This is a genomic window from Paeniglutamicibacter sp. ZC-3 (assembly GCF_025847175.2).
Taxonomy (GTDB): domain Bacteria; phylum Actinomycetota; class Actinomycetes; order Actinomycetales; family Micrococcaceae; genus Paeniglutamicibacter; species Paeniglutamicibacter sulfureus.
This window is the reverse complement of record NZ_JAOYTG010000009.1, coordinates 114,828-129,706: the sequence shown is the minus strand read 5'-3', so window position 1 is coordinate 129,706 and position 14,879 is coordinate 114,828. Positions and strand designations below refer to the sequence as shown.

General features: G+C 67.5%; 11 protein-coding genes. 7 read left to right on the top strand and 4 right to left on the bottom strand.

The genetic code is table 11. The features are described from left to right. Positions 1-100 precede the first annotated feature (100 nt). Positions 101-2,509: a hypothetical protein gene (locus OIU93_RS11520; RefSeq protein WP_264270222.1), complete on the top strand. Its 2,409-nt coding sequence runs from the start codon at positions 101-103 to the stop codon at positions 2,507-2,509. Positions 2,510-2,733: 224 nt separating this feature from the next. Continuing rightward, positions 2,734-3,717 carry a diaminopimelate dehydrogenase gene (locus tag OIU93_RS11515; RefSeq protein ID WP_264270221.1) on the top strand — a complete coding sequence of 328 codons (984 nt, stop codon included), beginning with the start codon at positions 2,734-2,736 and terminating at the stop codon, positions 3,715-3,717. Positions 3,718-3,798: 81 nt separating this feature from the next. Here the strand turns inward: OIU93_RS11515 and OIU93_RS11510 are convergent, their stop codons facing one another. Both OIU93_RS11510 and OIU93_RS11505 read right to left on the bottom strand, forming a co-directional pair. Continuing rightward, a complete protein-coding gene (locus OIU93_RS11510; protein WP_264270220.1) occupies positions 3,799-4,377 on the bottom strand; it encodes an antibiotic biosynthesis monooxygenase in 579 nt (192 codons plus the stop codon). A gap of 27 nt (positions 4,378-4,404) precedes the next feature. Beyond that, the gene (locus OIU93_RS11505) at positions 4,405-5,589 is read right to left on the bottom strand and encodes a helix-turn-helix domain-containing protein (RefSeq protein ID WP_264270219.1); all 1,185 of its coding nucleotides are present in this window, start codon (positions 5,587-5,589) and stop codon (positions 4,405-4,407) included. Between the two features lie 161 nt (positions 5,590-5,750). Between OIU93_RS11505 and OIU93_RS11500 the strand changes: the two genes are divergently transcribed. The 4 genes from OIU93_RS11500 to OIU93_RS11485 all read left to right on the top strand — a co-directional run bounded on the left by OIU93_RS11500 (position 5,751) and on the right by OIU93_RS11485 (position 11,811). Further along, positions 5,751-7,073, top strand: coding sequence for an MFS transporter (locus OIU93_RS11500; protein WP_264270218.1), 1,323 nt, complete (start codon positions 5,751-5,753; stop codon positions 7,071-7,073). Between the two features lie 94 nt (positions 7,074-7,167). Further along, the gene (locus OIU93_RS11495; protein WP_264270217.1) at positions 7,168-8,808 is read left to right on the top strand and encodes a thiamine pyrophosphate-dependent enzyme; all 1,641 of its coding nucleotides are present in this window, start codon (positions 7,168-7,170) and stop codon (positions 8,806-8,808) included. Further along, on the top strand, positions 8,805-10,472 hold the full coding sequence (locus OIU93_RS11490; protein WP_264270216.1) for an amidohydrolase: 1,668 nt from the start codon (positions 8,805-8,807) through the stop codon (positions 10,470-10,472). Before OIU93_RS11495 ends, OIU93_RS11490 begins: the two co-directional genes overlap by 4 nt. 46 nt (positions 10,473-10,518) lie before the next feature. Continuing rightward, positions 10,519-11,811, top strand: coding sequence for a M20 family metallo-hydrolase (locus tag OIU93_RS11485; protein WP_264270215.1), 1,293 nt, complete (start codon positions 10,519-10,521; stop codon positions 11,809-11,811). Between the two features lie 54 nt (positions 11,812-11,865). Here the strand turns inward: OIU93_RS11485 and OIU93_RS11480 are convergent, their stop codons facing one another. Both OIU93_RS11480 and OIU93_RS11475 read right to left on the bottom strand, forming a co-directional pair. Beyond that, entirely contained in the window at positions 11,866-13,290 is a 1,425-nt protein-coding gene (locus tag OIU93_RS11480) for a 13E12 repeat family protein (protein WP_264270214.1), read from the bottom strand. 199 nt (positions 13,291-13,489) lie between these two features. After that, complete coding sequence (locus tag OIU93_RS11475; RefSeq protein WP_264270213.1) at positions 13,490-14,335, bottom strand: SDR family oxidoreductase; 846 nt, start codon at positions 14,333-14,335, stop codon at positions 13,490-13,492. Positions 14,336-14,482: 147 nt separating this feature from the next. Here OIU93_RS11475 and OIU93_RS11470 point away from each other — a divergent pair, with 147 nt between their 5' ends. Beyond that, complete coding sequence (locus OIU93_RS11470) at positions 14,483-14,863, top strand: MbcA/ParS/Xre antitoxin family protein (protein WP_264270212.1); 381 nt, start codon at positions 14,483-14,485, stop codon at positions 14,861-14,863. Positions 14,864-14,879: the final 16 nt, after the last annotated feature.

The window sequence follows — 14,879 nt, the reverse complement described above, 5'->3', positions numbered from 1 at the left end:
CCTGCTCCACCGGGCCACGGATCGTGGCGTACCTTTCTGCGCCCGAAATCCCCGCGGCACCATTTCCCCGCCAACCCCCACCGATCCCCCAGGAGTCCAGTTGAATGCACATATTGCGGCCAAGCGGCACACGCTGCTGCATGCAATCATCACGGTTTTGCTCGGCCTGTTCCTGATCGCCTTCGTGGCGTTCTACGCGATGTTCTCATCCCAGGTGGCCAGCGGCGCCTCGGACCTCAACAACGGCATGGGCAAGGCCAACGACGGAGTCGCCAAGCTGGCCGACGGGTCCTCCGGCGCCGCCGCCGGCGCCGCCGAACTGGCCGCCGGCACCGGTGCACTGTCCGAGGGCGCACAGAAACTTGCCAAGGGTGCGGAAAAGGCAGCGACCGGCGCAGTCAAGTTGACGGACGGTGCGGGCACCCTGCACGCAGGGACGACCAAGCTTTCGATCGGCGCCGGGGACGCCGAGGCCGGCGCGGCCAGGCTCGGCAACGGGGCAGCTGAACTGTCCGCCGGCGCGAAGAAGATCGCCGCCGGCACCGATGCGGTCGATGCCGCCGCGGGCAAACTCAACGCCGGTGCGGGCAAGTTGGCCGCGGGTGCGAAGGACGCCACAGTGGGTGCAGACGCACTCAGTGAAGGTTCATCCAAGCTGGCCACCGGTGCCGGTTCGCTCGCAGCGGGCACCGGCGCACTGGACACCGGGGCTCAGTCGCTCAGGGATGGTTCCCAGCAGCTCTCGGCCGGCATGTCCCAGCTCGGCATCGGCACGGGCAAGGTCAACACCGGAGCCCACGACCTCTCGGTGGGCGCGCAGCATCTCTCGGAGGGAGCCGGCGCGGCCAACGACGGTGCGCAGAAGCTTGCCGCCGGTACGCAGGCGGCAAATGCCGGTGCGCAGAAGCTTGCCGCGGGCACCACAAGTGCTGCCGCGGGGTCCGATGCCCTGGCGGCCGGCAGCAACAAGTTGCTCGGCGGTGTCGAGGAGCTGGCCAGCAAGGCCCCGGCCCTGCTTGAAGGCGTGGCGGCACTCAAGGACGGCTCCGGACAGCTGGCGGACGGCAGCACCAAGCTGGCCGCGGGCACCCGGAAGCTGGCCGACGCCGCACCCAAACTGCGCGGAGGCATCGTGGCCGCCCAGGAGGGTTCCGTGGGTGTCGAAACGGGCGCCAAGGGCCTGGCCGAGGGGCTGGCCACCGCCGACGGAAAAACGGGCGAACTGACGGACGGTTCCGGACGCCTGTCGAAGGGCCTGGGCGACCTTGCCGCGTTCGTGAAGGCGAATCCCGCGGTGCCGTCGGGCCTGTTGCTGGAGCAGATCAACGCACTCCATGACGGTTCCCAGGACCTGAATGCCGGCATGGAGAAGCTGCACGACGGTACCGCCAATCTTTCTGCCGGTGCCAAGAAGCTGGCCACCGGAAGCGGCCAACTGGCCGACGGCATGGATTCCCTGAAGCTGGGGACCAAGGACCTCGTTGGCCAAACGGACGCCCTGAACGACGGGGCACAGGCTGTCAAGACCGGAGCCGCCAGGCTGGACGGCGGGCTGGGCCAACTCAGTGAGGGGTCCAAGGCCCTGGGTGCGGGCATCGGCGCACTGAAGACCGGAGCCACCGCGCTCAATGCCGGGGCGCAGGACCTGAACTCGGGGCTCGGACAGCTGGACGCCGGCTTCAACGACTCCTCCAAGGGCCTGTTGGCCGGACTCGGCGCCCTGGGCAACGGGGCCTCCCGGCTGGCCGAGGGCACCGACGCTCTGGCCGCCGGTAGCACCCAACTCAGCACCGGGGCCGGCACGCTGGCCCAGGGCACCGCCACCCTCCAGGACGGAGCCGGCAGGCTCACGACCGGGGCGGACGCCCTGGCTGCGGGCGGCAGCAAGCTCGCGGACGGCACCTCGGCCCTGGATGCCGGAGCCGGCAAGCTCAACGCTGGCGCCCATGAACTTGCGGCCGGCGGCAAGAAGCTTGCTGCCGGCACCGACAAGTTGGCAGCGGGCACCGGGTCGCTCAAGGCCGGAACCTCCGAGTTGGCGTCAAAGACCCCCGCGCTGGCACAGGGAGCCGACTCCGCGGCAGCCGGTGCCGACAAGCTCGAGGCCGGTGCCACGAAACTGGCTGCCGGCAACGCGAAGATCGCCCGCGGCGCCGAGGAGCTTGACGCCGGGGCGGCCAAGCTCGCCGGCGGCAGCGAAACCCTGGGCATGGGCCTGGAGGCGTTGCGCAAGGGTTCCGGTGATTTGTCCACGGGCGCCACCAAGCTCGATGACGGTGCCAACCGGCTCGCCGACGGCAATTCGCAACTGGCCGCCGGACTGTCCACCCTCTCCGAGGGTTCGACCCAGCTGGCCGGCGGCACCTCGCGCTTGGAGGCCAGCACGCGGGCCGTTTCGGCATCCAAGATCGGCAGCGGCCCCAGCGCGCTGCTGCTCCTGATCCCGGTGGCCTTGCTGCTGATCCCGGCGCTCATCATGGTGCGGAACCGCCGGCACCTGCGCGGCTAGTTTCCGCCCTTCGCGGTCCCCGGGCCGCGAATACCACGGGCGCGGCCGGTGCATCCCCCCAGGGCGGGCGCACCGGCCGCGCCCTGTCCCGTTTCAGGCCATATCGGCGGCACGAGGTCGCCGGGCGTCGCCGTCCTGGCTCGGACCGCAACCGTCTAGGTGTTCCGGCGTCGCAGGCACTACCGTGGAAGGAATATTAAAAATACTTTAACGTGAGGAAATTCGTGGGAGCAACAATCCGCATTGGCATTGCCGGCTATGGAAACCTGGGTCGAGGAGTGCAGGCGGCGGTCGCCAAGAACCCCGACATGGAGCTGGTGGGCGTCTACACCCGACGGGACCCCGCTGCCCTGTCTCTTCCCGACGGCGCCCCGGCCTTCCACATGGACCAACTGTCCGGGCACACCAAGGACATCGATGTGCTGGTCCTGTGCGGCGGTTCCAAGTCCGACCTCCCCGAACAGGGACCTGCGCTGGCCGCCCTATTCAATACCGTTGACAGCTTCGACACCCATGCACGGATCCCCGAGCACTTCGCCGCCGTCGACGCACCGGCCACCGCGGCGGGCAAGACCGCGCTGATCTCGGCTGGCTGGGATCCGGGCATGTTCTCCATCAACCGGGTCTACGGCGAGGCGTTGCTGCCCGACGGCGAAACCTACACCTTCTGGGGACGCGGGCTCAGCCAGGGCCATTCGGATGCCGTCCGCCGGGTGCCCGGCGTCGCCGGCGGCGTCCAGTACACGATTCCCAGCGCCCAGGCGATCGCCCAGGTCCGTGCCGGCGAGCGCCCGAGCCTGGAGACCCGCGAGAAGCACGTGCGCGAGTGCTTCGTGGTGCTCGAAGACGGCGCCGACTCCGAGGCCGTACGGACGGCCATCGTGACCATGGAGCACTACTTCGACCAGTACGACACCACGGTGAACTTCATCGATGCCGCCACACTGGCCTCCGAGCACACCTCGATGCCGCACGGCGGGTTCGTCTTCCGCAGCGGCAACACCAGCGACGAGCATGCCCAGGTCATTGAATACTCGTTGAGCCTGCAGTCGAACCCGGAATTCACTTCCAGCGTGCTGGTGGCCTACGCCCGCGCCGTGCACAGGATGAACCAGGCCGGCCAGACCGGTGCGAAGACAGTGTTCGACGTGGCGCCGGGCCTGCTGTCACCGAAGTCGCCGGAGCAGTTGCGCGCCGAATTGCTGTAACCGCGCATCACCGAGGCCGGGGGCTCGTGGATGCTGTCCCATCCGGGTCGCACCCACGGGCCTCTGGCGTCTATTTACGAACTACTTCCGGGGACTGTCACGGCGAGGCTTGTGCAGCCAGGGCCTCAGCAACCGGGTCGTCACCGGCAAGAAGATATAGGTCATCAGCGGGGTCAGGATGCAGATGTTCAGCAACACCGCAAACATCAGCGGCCAATCCCGCAGCAACGGCATCAGCAGGAAGTTGGACAGCAGGCTCAGCGGGAAAAACGGCAGGAAGATGCTGACCGCCTGTTTCCACCGCGGGGGCACCACGATGTCGGGAATGGTGAGCTTGGTGTCCCCGGGCTGCTCGAACCACCCCTCGATCCCCGTGCGGTGCTCCACCTTGGTGATTTCCACCAGCTCCGCGGCACTGTCCATCCACCAGCGCCGCTCCGCGGACTCATCCCAGGCCGCCAGGGCCTTGGCGGAGGAGAATCGGTAGAGCACGTGCCATTCGTTGGATTCCGGCGCGGTGCGAATCCAACCGGACCCGAGGTAGCCGTCCCATTCGCGGGCCAGTTCCTGGCCCGCCTGGACCCAGGCGTTGAAGCGTCGGTGGTGTTCTGGCAGTACCGTCCGGGTGATGGAGACGGTGATGGGCGTCGCTTGTGGCATGCCCACAATCTAACGTCCCGCCGCCGTCTAGGCCCAACCCACCACCAGCCGCGCCGCCTGGACCGGTATCGTCGGGTCAACGCCGGTGAGCTCGGTAAAGCGCTTCAGCCGGTTCATCAGGGTGTTGCGGTGGCAATACAAGCGTTCCGCGGCCTGCGAGATGCTGCCGGTTTCCAGGTAGGCGGCCACTGCTTCTCCCAGCCGGCGGCGTTCGGTGGTCCCGCAATTTTCCAGGGCCCGCTCCACCTCGCCGAGTCCCGGCGCTCCCGCCCTGTCGAGCTCGCGCCTGGCCATGCGCGCCCAGCCCCGCGTCCAAGTCATGGCTCCCTGCTCCGCCGGCTCGAGCAGCTTGGCCAACGATGCGGCGACCGCCGCCGCATGTGGAACCCGTTCCAGGGTGCAGCCTTCCACAATCAACCCGCAGGTCAGCCGCTCAAGACTCGCAGACAGCCGCTGGGCCCGGGATCCGGCCCGTAGCCCCAGCGGGAAGAACACCACCAGCGCATCCGCCCTTGAATAGGTAAACACCTGGTTGCCGGCCCGCGCATTTGCCAGGGCAAGGCGCAGAGCCGGTATGTGGTCCCACGACGCAACCGCCACCACATATTCCGTCGCCAGGTCCTGGCCGAGGTCCTCTGCTATCCGTTCCAGTTCGGTCGGGGTCAGGTTCTTCTCGCTGAACAGCGTCGCGAGGTATCCCTGCCGCACGCTGTCCGCCTCCGCCTGGATCCTCGCGAGCTCTGCGACATAAGCCCGCTGGGTCTCCCCGGCGTAGCCGTCGACCACTTCCCAGACCCGGGTGGTGTGCCCGACCAGCAACAGTGCGTCCTCCGGCTCGGCAATGCCAGTGATGGCCTCCCAGATCACCGAGAAGTCCAGGCGGATCGCCGTCATCAGCGCCTCGATCGGGACGCCGGCCCGTGCCCGCGAGACTCCCACGTCCAGGGCGATGGCATCGCGTTCGCGCAGGTAGTCAGGATGGTCATCCACCGTCTTCATCGCCAGGAGCAGTGCCTCGAAGGAAGCGCTTCCGGTGCGCCTGATTTCACTGACGGGCAGCGGGGAAACGGCATAGCTGGGAACGGCACCGAGGCGTTCAATGAATTCCTCGGTCAGTTCCCCGACGTCCAGCCGCTCCAGCAGCGCTGTCCAGCGCGCGGCATCATCCGATTGGTTGTTTGGCGTGATTCCTGCGAAATCCGGTGTTAACATTCCCCCATATTATGTGCATTTGCACCGTTTGTGGTGTGCAACTCGTTGTGAAACGTGCGCCACGTCACCGCCGATCCTTGGCAAGATTGGTGGGGTCCCCACCATCGGATGGCGAGCAGCGACGCAGCGGCCCTCCCCTTGAGATTCAGGCAGATAATCCCATGACCCACACTGGAACACTCGAAGCCGGTGCAACACGGCAGATCTCCGACAAGGAGGCCACCAAGGTTGCCATCGGCGCCCTCATTGGCACGGCCATGGAGTGGTACGACTTCTTCCTCTTCAGCGCCGCAGCGGCGCTGGTCTTCAACGTCCAGTTCTTCGCCAGCCAGAACGCCACCGCGGCCGCCATGGCAGCCTTCGCCACCTTCGGCGTCGGGCTCGTGGCCCGGCCCATCGGCGGCATGATTTTCGGCGTGATGGGAGACAAGATCGGGCGCCGCAAGACACTGATGGTCACCATCGTCGGCATCGGCGTGATCACCGGCCTGATCGGCCTGCTGCCGACCTACGCCGCCATCGGCATCGCCGCCCCGATCCTGTTGGTGCTCCTGCGCATCATGCAGGGCCTGTTCGTCGGCGGCGAGTGGTCCGGCGCCATGACCATCGTGGTGGAAAACGCGCCGCTGCACCGACGTGCCCGCTATGCCGCATTGCCGCAGATCGGCTCCCCGATCGGCACCATCCTCTCCTCCGGCGGCTTCTTCCTGATGACCGTGTTCTTCTCGCAGGAAAGCTTTGACGCCTGGGGTTGGCGCGTGCCGTTCCTTGCAGCGATCCCGATGCTGCTGGTTGCCCTGTACATCCGCAGCCGCCTCGACGAGTCCCCGGTCTTTAAGGAACTCATGGAGAAGGGCGAGACCGAAAAGGCCCCGATCCGCACCACGCTGAGAGAATCCTGGAAGCAAATCATCATCGGCATGGCCGCCGGCATGCTCGGCATCGGCGGCTTCTACCTGGTCACCGCGTTCGTGGTCTGGTACGGCGTGAACGTGCTGGACTACAAGCCCTCGCTGATGCTGGCCGGCGGCATCATTGCCGCGGTCGTTGAAATCCCGGTGCTGATCATCGGTGGCCGCCTCGGCGAGCGCTTCGGTTCCTCCAAGGTCATCACCTACGGCGGCATCTTCTCCGCCATCATCGCGTGGCCGGCCTTCCTGCTCATCGAATCGGGCAGCGACGTGCTGGTGATTGCCGGCATGACCCTCGCGGTCGCGGCCCTGTCGCTGCCGTACGCCGCCTCCGGCACGGTGCTCACCGGCCTGTTCCCGGCCAAGACCCGCTACACCGGCGTCGGCTTCGCGCAGAATACCGCCGGCATGATCTCCGGGTTCATCCCGCTGGCCGCCACCGCCTTGGTCGCAGCCGCGTCAAACCACTGGTGGCCGGCCGCAGCCATGCTCATCTTCCTCTCCCTGTTCACCGCAGTGGCCGGGGTCATCGCGCCCCGCCTCAGCGTCGACCTGCCCGGCTTCAAGCACTAGCACCCCCCCTTCCGTGGTCCCCGCACCTTGTGCGGGGACCACGGAAGCATCCTCCATCTTCACCACGCTCCACCACAAAGGACCACCACAGCCCATGAGCACCTCAGCCGGACACCTCATCGTCAAGACCCTCGAGGCACACGGTGTCTCCCGCGTCTATGCAGTACCGGGGGAAAGCTACCTCGATGTCCTCGACGGCCTGCACGACGCCGGGATCCACACCGTGGTGACCCGCCACGAGGGCGGTGCAGGATTCATGGCCCTGGCCGAAGGTCGCCTCGGGTCGGTGCCGGGCATTGCCATGGTCACCCGCGGCCCCGGGGCCGCCAACGCCATGATCGCCATCCACACCGCCTGGCAGGATGCCACTGCCATGGTGCTCTTCGTCGGGCTGATCCCGCTGGCCGACCGCGGCCGCGACTCTTTCCAGGAGTTCAGCCTGGAGGGCTGGTTCTCCACCACCGCCAAGGGAGTTTTTGTACTCGATGACGAGCACCAGGCCGGGGACCTGGTGGCCCGCGCGCTGCGCCTGGCCACCACCGGCCGCCCGGGACCCGTGGTGGTGGGACTGCCCGAGGACGTGCTGGTCCGCATGACAGACTCCCCCGTTCCCGCCGTCCACCCGTTGCCGGAGGCCGCGCCGGGCGCCGCCGGCCTGCGGACGCTGGCCACGATGCTGTCTGCCGCGCAGCGCCCCGCCATCATCGTTGGCGGGGACGGCTGGGACGCCGACACCTCGGGCGCGTTGGCCGACTTCGCCGTAGCCGCCCATGTCCCGGTGCTCGCCGACTGGCGCGCCTACGACGCCATCGACCACGACTCCCCCGCCTACGCCGGCTGGCTGGGCTACGGCCGGGCCGAGCGCACCGTCGCCGCGCTGAACGATGCCGACCTGCTGGTCTTCATCGGCTGCACCCGCTCCGATGTGCTCTCCGAGGGCTACAAGTCGGCTCTGGACACCCCGACCATCGTGGTCTCCAACGACGCGGAGCTCATCGGCCACGCCGGACGGATCGACGCCCACTTGGGAGTGTCCCCCGCCGAGTTCGTCGCCGCGCTGCCCGCGGGCTACTCCCTGAGCGGAACGCGCGGAGCCCAGTGGATGGAGGGACTTCGGACCGAACAGCTGGCCTTCACCCGTCCCGGACCCGACGGCGGCACCGGCGTTGACCTCGGCGTCGCGTTCGAGGCCCTGGAAGCGGCACTGGATGCCGACCGGATCATTACCTACGGTGCCGGCAACGCCACCCTGTGGGGCCACCGCTACCTCTCCCACCACGGACCGAGGTCCCTGGTGGGTCCGCGCAACGGCGCGATGGGGCTTTCGGTCCCGGCGGCCGTGGCGGCAAGCATCATGCACCCGGGGCGCCTCGTCGTGGCAATCTGCGGGGACGGGGACTTCTTCATGAACGCCCAGGAACTGGCCGTTTCCTTTGCCCATGGCGGTACCCCGCTCATTATCGTGGTGGACAACGGCATCTTCGGCACCATCGTGGCCCACCAGCAGCAGCACTACCCGCAGCGTCCCTCGGGCACCGCGATGGAGAACCCGAACTTCGCCCAGTGGATTCAGTCCTTCGGCGGGCACGGGGAGTTTGTGGAAAGCACCGCCGACTTCGCCCCGGCCCTCGAGCGGGCCCTGGCCAGCGGGCTGCCGGCGGTGCTGCACCTCAAGACCGACCCCTCCACCATGGGCCCGGGCACCGTGGCGCACCGCGCGGAGGCCAACGCATGAGACTCGATCTGCTGGTGCGCGCCGACACCATCCTGACCATGGACGAGGACCGCCCGACGGCACGCGAAATGGGGATCATCGGCGGGCGCATCGTGGGCTTCGACGAGGAACTGGCCGGATGCACCGCGGATCGCACCGAGGACTTTGGCGAAGCGACCATCACCCCCGGATTCATCGACGCGCACTGCCACACCACCTGGTGGGGGCTGGGGCTCGCGGCCCTTGACCTGTCGCCGGCACGCGGGCTGGAGGAACTCTATGCCCTGCTCGAATCCGAAATGCACCGGCTTGCCGCCACCCCGGGCGTCTGGCTCAACGGCACCGGCTTCAACCACAAGAACCACGACGGGCAGTTCCCCGACATCAATCGGCTCGACGCGATCACCGGGGACCGCCCGCTGTACCTGCGCCACGTCTCCGGGCACGCCTCGATCACCAACACCGCCACACTGAAACTGGCCGGGGCGCTGGAGCCGGGCTTCGCCGATCCCGTGGGCGGCGCCGTGATGCGCGATGCGCAAGGCTCCCCCACCGGGCTGGTCGAGGAATCGGCCCAGGGGATCATCCAGAAGATGCTGCTGCCCTACTCGGTGGAGCAGATCGTCGGTGCCTTGGATGCCGCGACCGCCCGCTACGCCGCCGAGGGCATCACTTCCTTCACCGAGGCAGGCATCGGCGGCGGCTGGATCGGCCACTCCCCCATCGAAGTCACCGCCTACCAGCAGGCGCTGGCCGCCGGGAAGCTCCATGCCCGTGCCCAGCTGATGCCGGCGCTAGACGCCCTGCGCGGGCAGGAATCGCACGCCGCCGACGCCCACGGCACCGGGACCGGGATGGGGCTGGACCTGGGCATCACGGCGGGGTTCGGCAACGAGCGCCTTTCGCTGGGCCCGGTCAAGGTGTTCATGGACGGATCGCTCCTGGGCGCCACCGCCGCGGTGACGGAGGACTATTGCGGGCACCAGCACAACACCGGCTACCTGCTCGATGACCCCCAGGCATACCGGGAACGTGTGGCGGCTGCCTACCGCTCCGGCTGGCCCGTGGCGCTGCATGCCATCGGCGACGCGGCCATCGACCTGGCCATCGAGATCATCTCCGGGCTGCAGGAAAAGCACGGCCCCAACGCGCTGCCCAACCGCATCGAGCACTTCGGCATCGCCCGCCCGGACCAGGTGGAGGCGGTGGCCAGGCACGGCATCGCGGTGACCCCGCAGGCCTCCTTCATCGGCCCGCTGGGCGATCAGTTCGCCAAGCTCGTCGGTCCCGAGCGCCAGGGCTGGCTCTACCGGGGCCAGTCGCTGCTGGATGCCGGGGTCCTGGTGGCAGGCAGCTCGGACTTGCCGGTGGCCGACAACAACGTGCGCCGCGCCATGGCCTCCGCCGTGGACCGCTTGACCGAAAAGGGCCTGGTGCTCGGCGGTGCGGCGGAATGCCTGAGCCCGCTCGAGGCGCTGCGTCTGTACACCGTCAATGCCGCCAAGGCCACCGGTCTGTTCGCCGACCGCGGGTCCCTGGCCCGGGGCAAGCTCGCCGATTTCGTGGTGCTCTCGGAGTCCCCGTTGCTGGCCCGGAACATTGCTGACCTCCAGGTCATGGGCACCTTCGTCGGCGGCAGGCAAAGCCACGCGCGTGCCGATAACGACGCGCTGGCCACCGCCTGAACCACCATCACCCCCTTCCCCGAACAACCACATTGCAGGAGACACCATGACGTCGAACAACAGCGCATTCCTGGCCGATTTCACCTCGATGAGCACCCATGGTGCGACCGCCGGCGGCGGAGTTGACCGCCAAGCGGCCACCGTTGCCGATGGGCAGAACCGCAACTGGTTCCGCGGATTGGTGGAGGGGCACGGCTTCACCGTGCGTTACGACGCGGTCGGCAACCAGTACTCGATGCTTGAGCTGGCTCCCGGCGCTCCCTGGATCGCCGTGGGCTCGCACCTTGATTCCCAGCCGCTGGGCGGCCGCTTCGACGGCGCCTACGGTGTGCTGGCCGGGGCGCATGCGGCCAAGCGTGTCCAGGAGTCCCTGGCCGGTGCCGGGGGCGAAGCGAAGTTCAACATCGTGGTGGTCAATTGGTTCAACGAAGAGGGTTGCCGGTTCAAGCCCTCGATGATGGGCAGCTCCGTCTACACCGGCAAGCTCGACGCCGCCCAGGTGCTGGAGACCACCGACCCCGACGGAGTCACGGTTCGCGAGGCGCTGGAGGCCATCGGGACCATCGGGGACTTCGAGTTGCCGGTGGCCGCCTATGTGGAGATCCACATCGAGCAGGGACGCTCATTGGAAGACAGGGACCTGACCATCGGGCTGGTCGAATCGACCTGGGGCGCGAACAAGTACGAGTTCGTGGTGCACGGCGACCAGGCGCACACCGGCGCCACTGTCATCGCCGACCGCCAGGACGCACTGCTGGGTGCCTCCGCGCTGGTGGTTGCCGCACGCGAGATCGCGCTGGAACACTCCACCGAGGAGCACATGGTGATCACCTCTTGCGGCGAGTTCAACGTCTTCCCGAACTCCCCGGTGGTGGTTGCCAGCCGCGTGAACTTGCTGGTGGATGTGCGCTCCACCGACCCCGACGTGCTGGCCGCCGCGGATGCGGACCTGCACGCCCGCGTGGCACGGATTGAGAAGATGGCCAACGTGCGGATCGAGCGTGGCGCCGAACATGTGTGGGGGGCCAAGGCCTACGACCGGGCCGGGTTGGAGCTTGCGGCCCAGGCGGCAGATTCGTTGGGCCTGCGCCACGGTGTGGTGCGCACCCTTGCCGGCCACGATTCGACGAACATGAAGGACATGGTCCCAACCATCATGCTTTTCATTCCCAGCGTCGAGGGCATCAGCCACAACGAACGCGAGCTGACGAAAGATGCGGACATGCTCGCCGGGGTGGACCTGCTGGCCGAGGTGCTCCTGCGCGTGGTGCGCGGTGAATTTGTTTCCGCTGCCGGAAACGTGCAGGATGCTGAAGCGGATTCGTCCCTCGTACCCTAACCATCTTGTTGCGGCCGTTGAGCACGTTGATTCACTCACCGGACGTACAAGCGCTCACTCGCGCCTGGGTGGCCGGTCCGCCGGGTTGATCGGTCGTACGTTGTATTGGCGGGTGCCGGGCAGTGGTGGTGCGGTTGAGGTGTAGGGGTGTCCGCTGGAGGTGGTGATGCGGATGGTGTGCCTGTCCCCCGGGACGGTGTGTTCTTCCCAGTCGGGGGCTTCCTTGGCGGCGTTGCAGAGGCGACATCGTCCGCCCGCATTTTCCGCGGTGCTTGGTCCGCCGCGGGACACCTGCACCACGTGGTCCAGGTGCTCGATTTTCCCGTTGCAGTACGGGGTGCGGCAGTACCGGTCCCGCAGGGTGATGAAGCGCTTGAGTCCGCCGCTGAACAGCCGTGCCTTGGAGTCCATGGCAATCAGGTCCCCGGTGCCCGGGGCGGTGTAGAGGCGCCGGACCCAGGAGTCCAGGGGGTTATCCGGGTTCCCGGCGAACAGTTCGCGGGCCCTGGCGGCACTGATGTATCCGTAGCCGGGGATCACGGCCGGTTCGGGGTGGCCCTGGTACAGGGTCCTGTCGGTCATCACCAGGCTCACCTCCACGGGGATGTTGGTGTGGTCGCCGATCCCGGTGAGGGATTCGAAAAAGAAGTCGGCGGCAATCTGCCCCTGGGTCCGGGGGTCCCCGGCAGCCTGGGCACGGCCGATTTCACGCGCCATGACCTGGCACAGGGCCGCCCCGTACTCCAAGGGGAACATCCCGGTGATCCTCACCCGGCACGGATCGACCTGGAACACCTCCACGTGCCGTTCCCTCATCGCACGCTCCTCCAGGTCCACCTCGGCTTCCGGCTCAAGGATCAGCGCCCATTGGCGGATCATCTCCCGCAACTTGGCACCTCCCTGCCCGAAGCAGGTGTGGGTCTCGCAAAAAAGCATCCGGTCGATGTCCCGGCGGTTCACCGGCTTCAGGCGCCGCACCTCTCGCACGATGAGCTTGGCTTCCTCCGAGTTGATGGTCCCCTCCCGCAGCCCCTGACGGGTGCAGGGCAGGTCCTCGGTGAGGATGCGGGCGCGATTCAGGAACCTCGTCCCCGAACGCTGGGACGCGTGCAGGGCCAGGCCCACCTCCGCGCCCACGCCCCACTGCGGGTTCTTGACCCGCACCCCTCGCCCGATCCGGTCGGCGGCGACAACGTCCCCCAGGGTGCACGCCAACTCCGATTGCTTGGCGCCGACCGCCGACTTCAGGTGCTCGTAGGCACCGAGGGTTTCCACCAATTCGAAGCCATCGTCCTGTGCCGTGGCCAGGTTCACCGCCCGCGCCATGGCCCGCACCCCGTCGGGCCCGGTACGCACGAGATATTCGGCCATCAGGACACCCATGTCCAACCCGCGACCCAAAAGCGCCCCGTAGGACAGTTCCTCGTCGACAACATCCAGGATGCTGCCGGAACCGCTGCTCGATGACGTCGCTGCCATACCCCAATCATAGAAGATACCACCTACAGTTTGAAGCCGAGGCTTCAAACACTAGGAAAAAGATTCGATCACCGCAACGGACACGACATCATGGCAGCCACAACAAGCCCTCCCAGGCCCAGGCCGGGCAGCAAAGGAGACCGAGTGCCGTTCGATTTACACTCACATTGGTGCACGCCAGCTGGACGGGGTCGCGCAGCTAGGAGCGCAGCAACTGAGCCAGCGACATCGGCGGCTGCCCGGTGATCCGCTCAATGTCACCGCTGACGTTTTCAAGTGCGCCGGCGGCGATCGCCCGGTAGGTGGAGACCCAGGCGTCGAGTTGCCACTGCGGAGCCCCATAGGAGGCCCGCGAGGCATAGGCCTCCTGGACCGTCTCGTCCACGTAGGAGACCTGCCGCGGGCCAACGTTGCTCAGGATCTGTGCGACTTCAGCCAGTGACAGCGCCTCGGGGCCGGTTAGCTCGTAGGTCGCCCCAAGATGCCTGCCCGGTTCGCGCAGGATCGCCGCTGCCGTGCGCGCCACGTCGGCCCGGGCAACCACGGCGGCCTTGCCGTCGCCGCCCGGCCCGCGGATAACCCCGTCCGCCCCCACCAGGTCAGGCAGGAAATCGGCGTAGAAGTTGTCGCGCAGGAACGTGTACTGGAGTCCCGAGGCCCGAATGTATTCTTCGGTGGCGTAGTGGTCGCGGGCCAGGGTGAACACCGCGTCCTGGGCGGCGCCGATAAATGAAACGTAGATGAGGTGGTGCACCCCGGCTGCAACCGCCGCATCGACGAAGTCGCAATGTTGCTCCAAGCGGTCACGGCTTTCGGACGCGGAGACCATGAACACCGTCTCGGCCCCCGCCAGTGCCGTGCGCGTGCCTGACGTGTTTTCGTAGGCGGCCTGCAGCACGGTGGCACCGTCAAGCGGCGGCGCCTTGCGCGGCGTCCTGGCCAGCAGGCGCTGCTTGACCCCGGCGGCACTGAGCAGTGCGGCGACCCTGCCGCCGAGCTCCCCGGTGGACCCGGTCACGGCCAGCGGCGGTGGAATGAGGTTCATGGTTACATTCCACCACCGAACCCGTCTCCGCGCATAGGACGCCCATCCGCCCGGGACCGCGGCATCCGCGGACCACCGCTCTCCGTGGCGGGTTTTGGTGTGCCGCCGGGCATGGATTTCCGGGCGCGTCGGGGTGATGCTGGAAGCATGAAAGCGTTGAACCACAGCGCCGTGTATGTGGAAGCAACACGGTCAGACATCCACGATCTCGTCCGCACCCTCGTCGATGCCATCGGGGCACCCCAGGTGCAGATGATCTCCGGAACCACCGACCGCACGGCCCCGCACCGCTGGGCACATCCAGAGGGCACCGAGCTGGATGCAGTGACGGAACAACGGCTGCGCCTGGGCTACCGCGTGTGGCTGACCTTGCAGAGCATGGAAGACCCGCAGGCCGCTGTCGCTTGGCTGCAAGCCGCCAACCCCTTGCTGGACGACGACCGGCCGCTGGACTTCATTGCGAAAATGCACGCGCAGCAGGTCGTGAATGCCGCCGAGGCGCTGGTGACCCATACCGCGAAGCGATAAGACCTCGGCGAGGTTG

What these genes read in the sequence shown, in the direction of transcription:
- OIU93_RS11510 (WP_264270220.1), bottom strand. Translation starts at nt 4,377, where the DNA reads ATGCCACAAGCGACGCCCATCACCGTCTCCATCACCCGGACGGTACTG.
- OIU93_RS11505 (WP_264270219.1), bottom strand. Translation starts at nt 5,589, where the DNA reads ATGTTAACACCGGATTTCGCAGGAATCACGCCAAACAACCAATCGGAT.
- OIU93_RS11500 (WP_264270218.1), top strand. Translation starts at nt 5,751, where the DNA reads ATGACCCACACTGGAACACTCGAAGCCGGTGCAACACGGCAGATCTCC.
- OIU93_RS11495 (WP_264270217.1), top strand. Translation starts at nt 7,168, where the DNA reads ATGAGCACCTCAGCCGGACACCTCATCGTCAAGACCCTCGAGGCACAC.
- OIU93_RS11490 (WP_264270216.1), top strand. Translation starts at nt 8,805, where the DNA reads ATGAGACTCGATCTGCTGGTGCGCGCCGACACCATCCTGACCATGGAC.
- OIU93_RS11485 (WP_264270215.1), top strand. Translation starts at nt 10,519, where the DNA reads ATGACGTCGAACAACAGCGCATTCCTGGCCGATTTCACCTCGATGAGC.
- OIU93_RS11480 (WP_264270214.1), bottom strand. Translation starts at nt 13,290, where the DNA reads ATGGCAGCGACGTCATCGAGCAGCGGTTCCGGCAGCATCCTGGATGTT.
- OIU93_RS11475 (WP_264270213.1), bottom strand. Translation starts at nt 14,335, where the DNA reads ATGAACCTCATTCCACCGCCGCTGGCCGTGACCGGGTCCACCGGGGAG.
- OIU93_RS11470 (WP_264270212.1), top strand. Translation starts at nt 14,483, where the DNA reads ATGAAAGCGTTGAACCACAGCGCCGTGTATGTGGAAGCAACACGGTCA.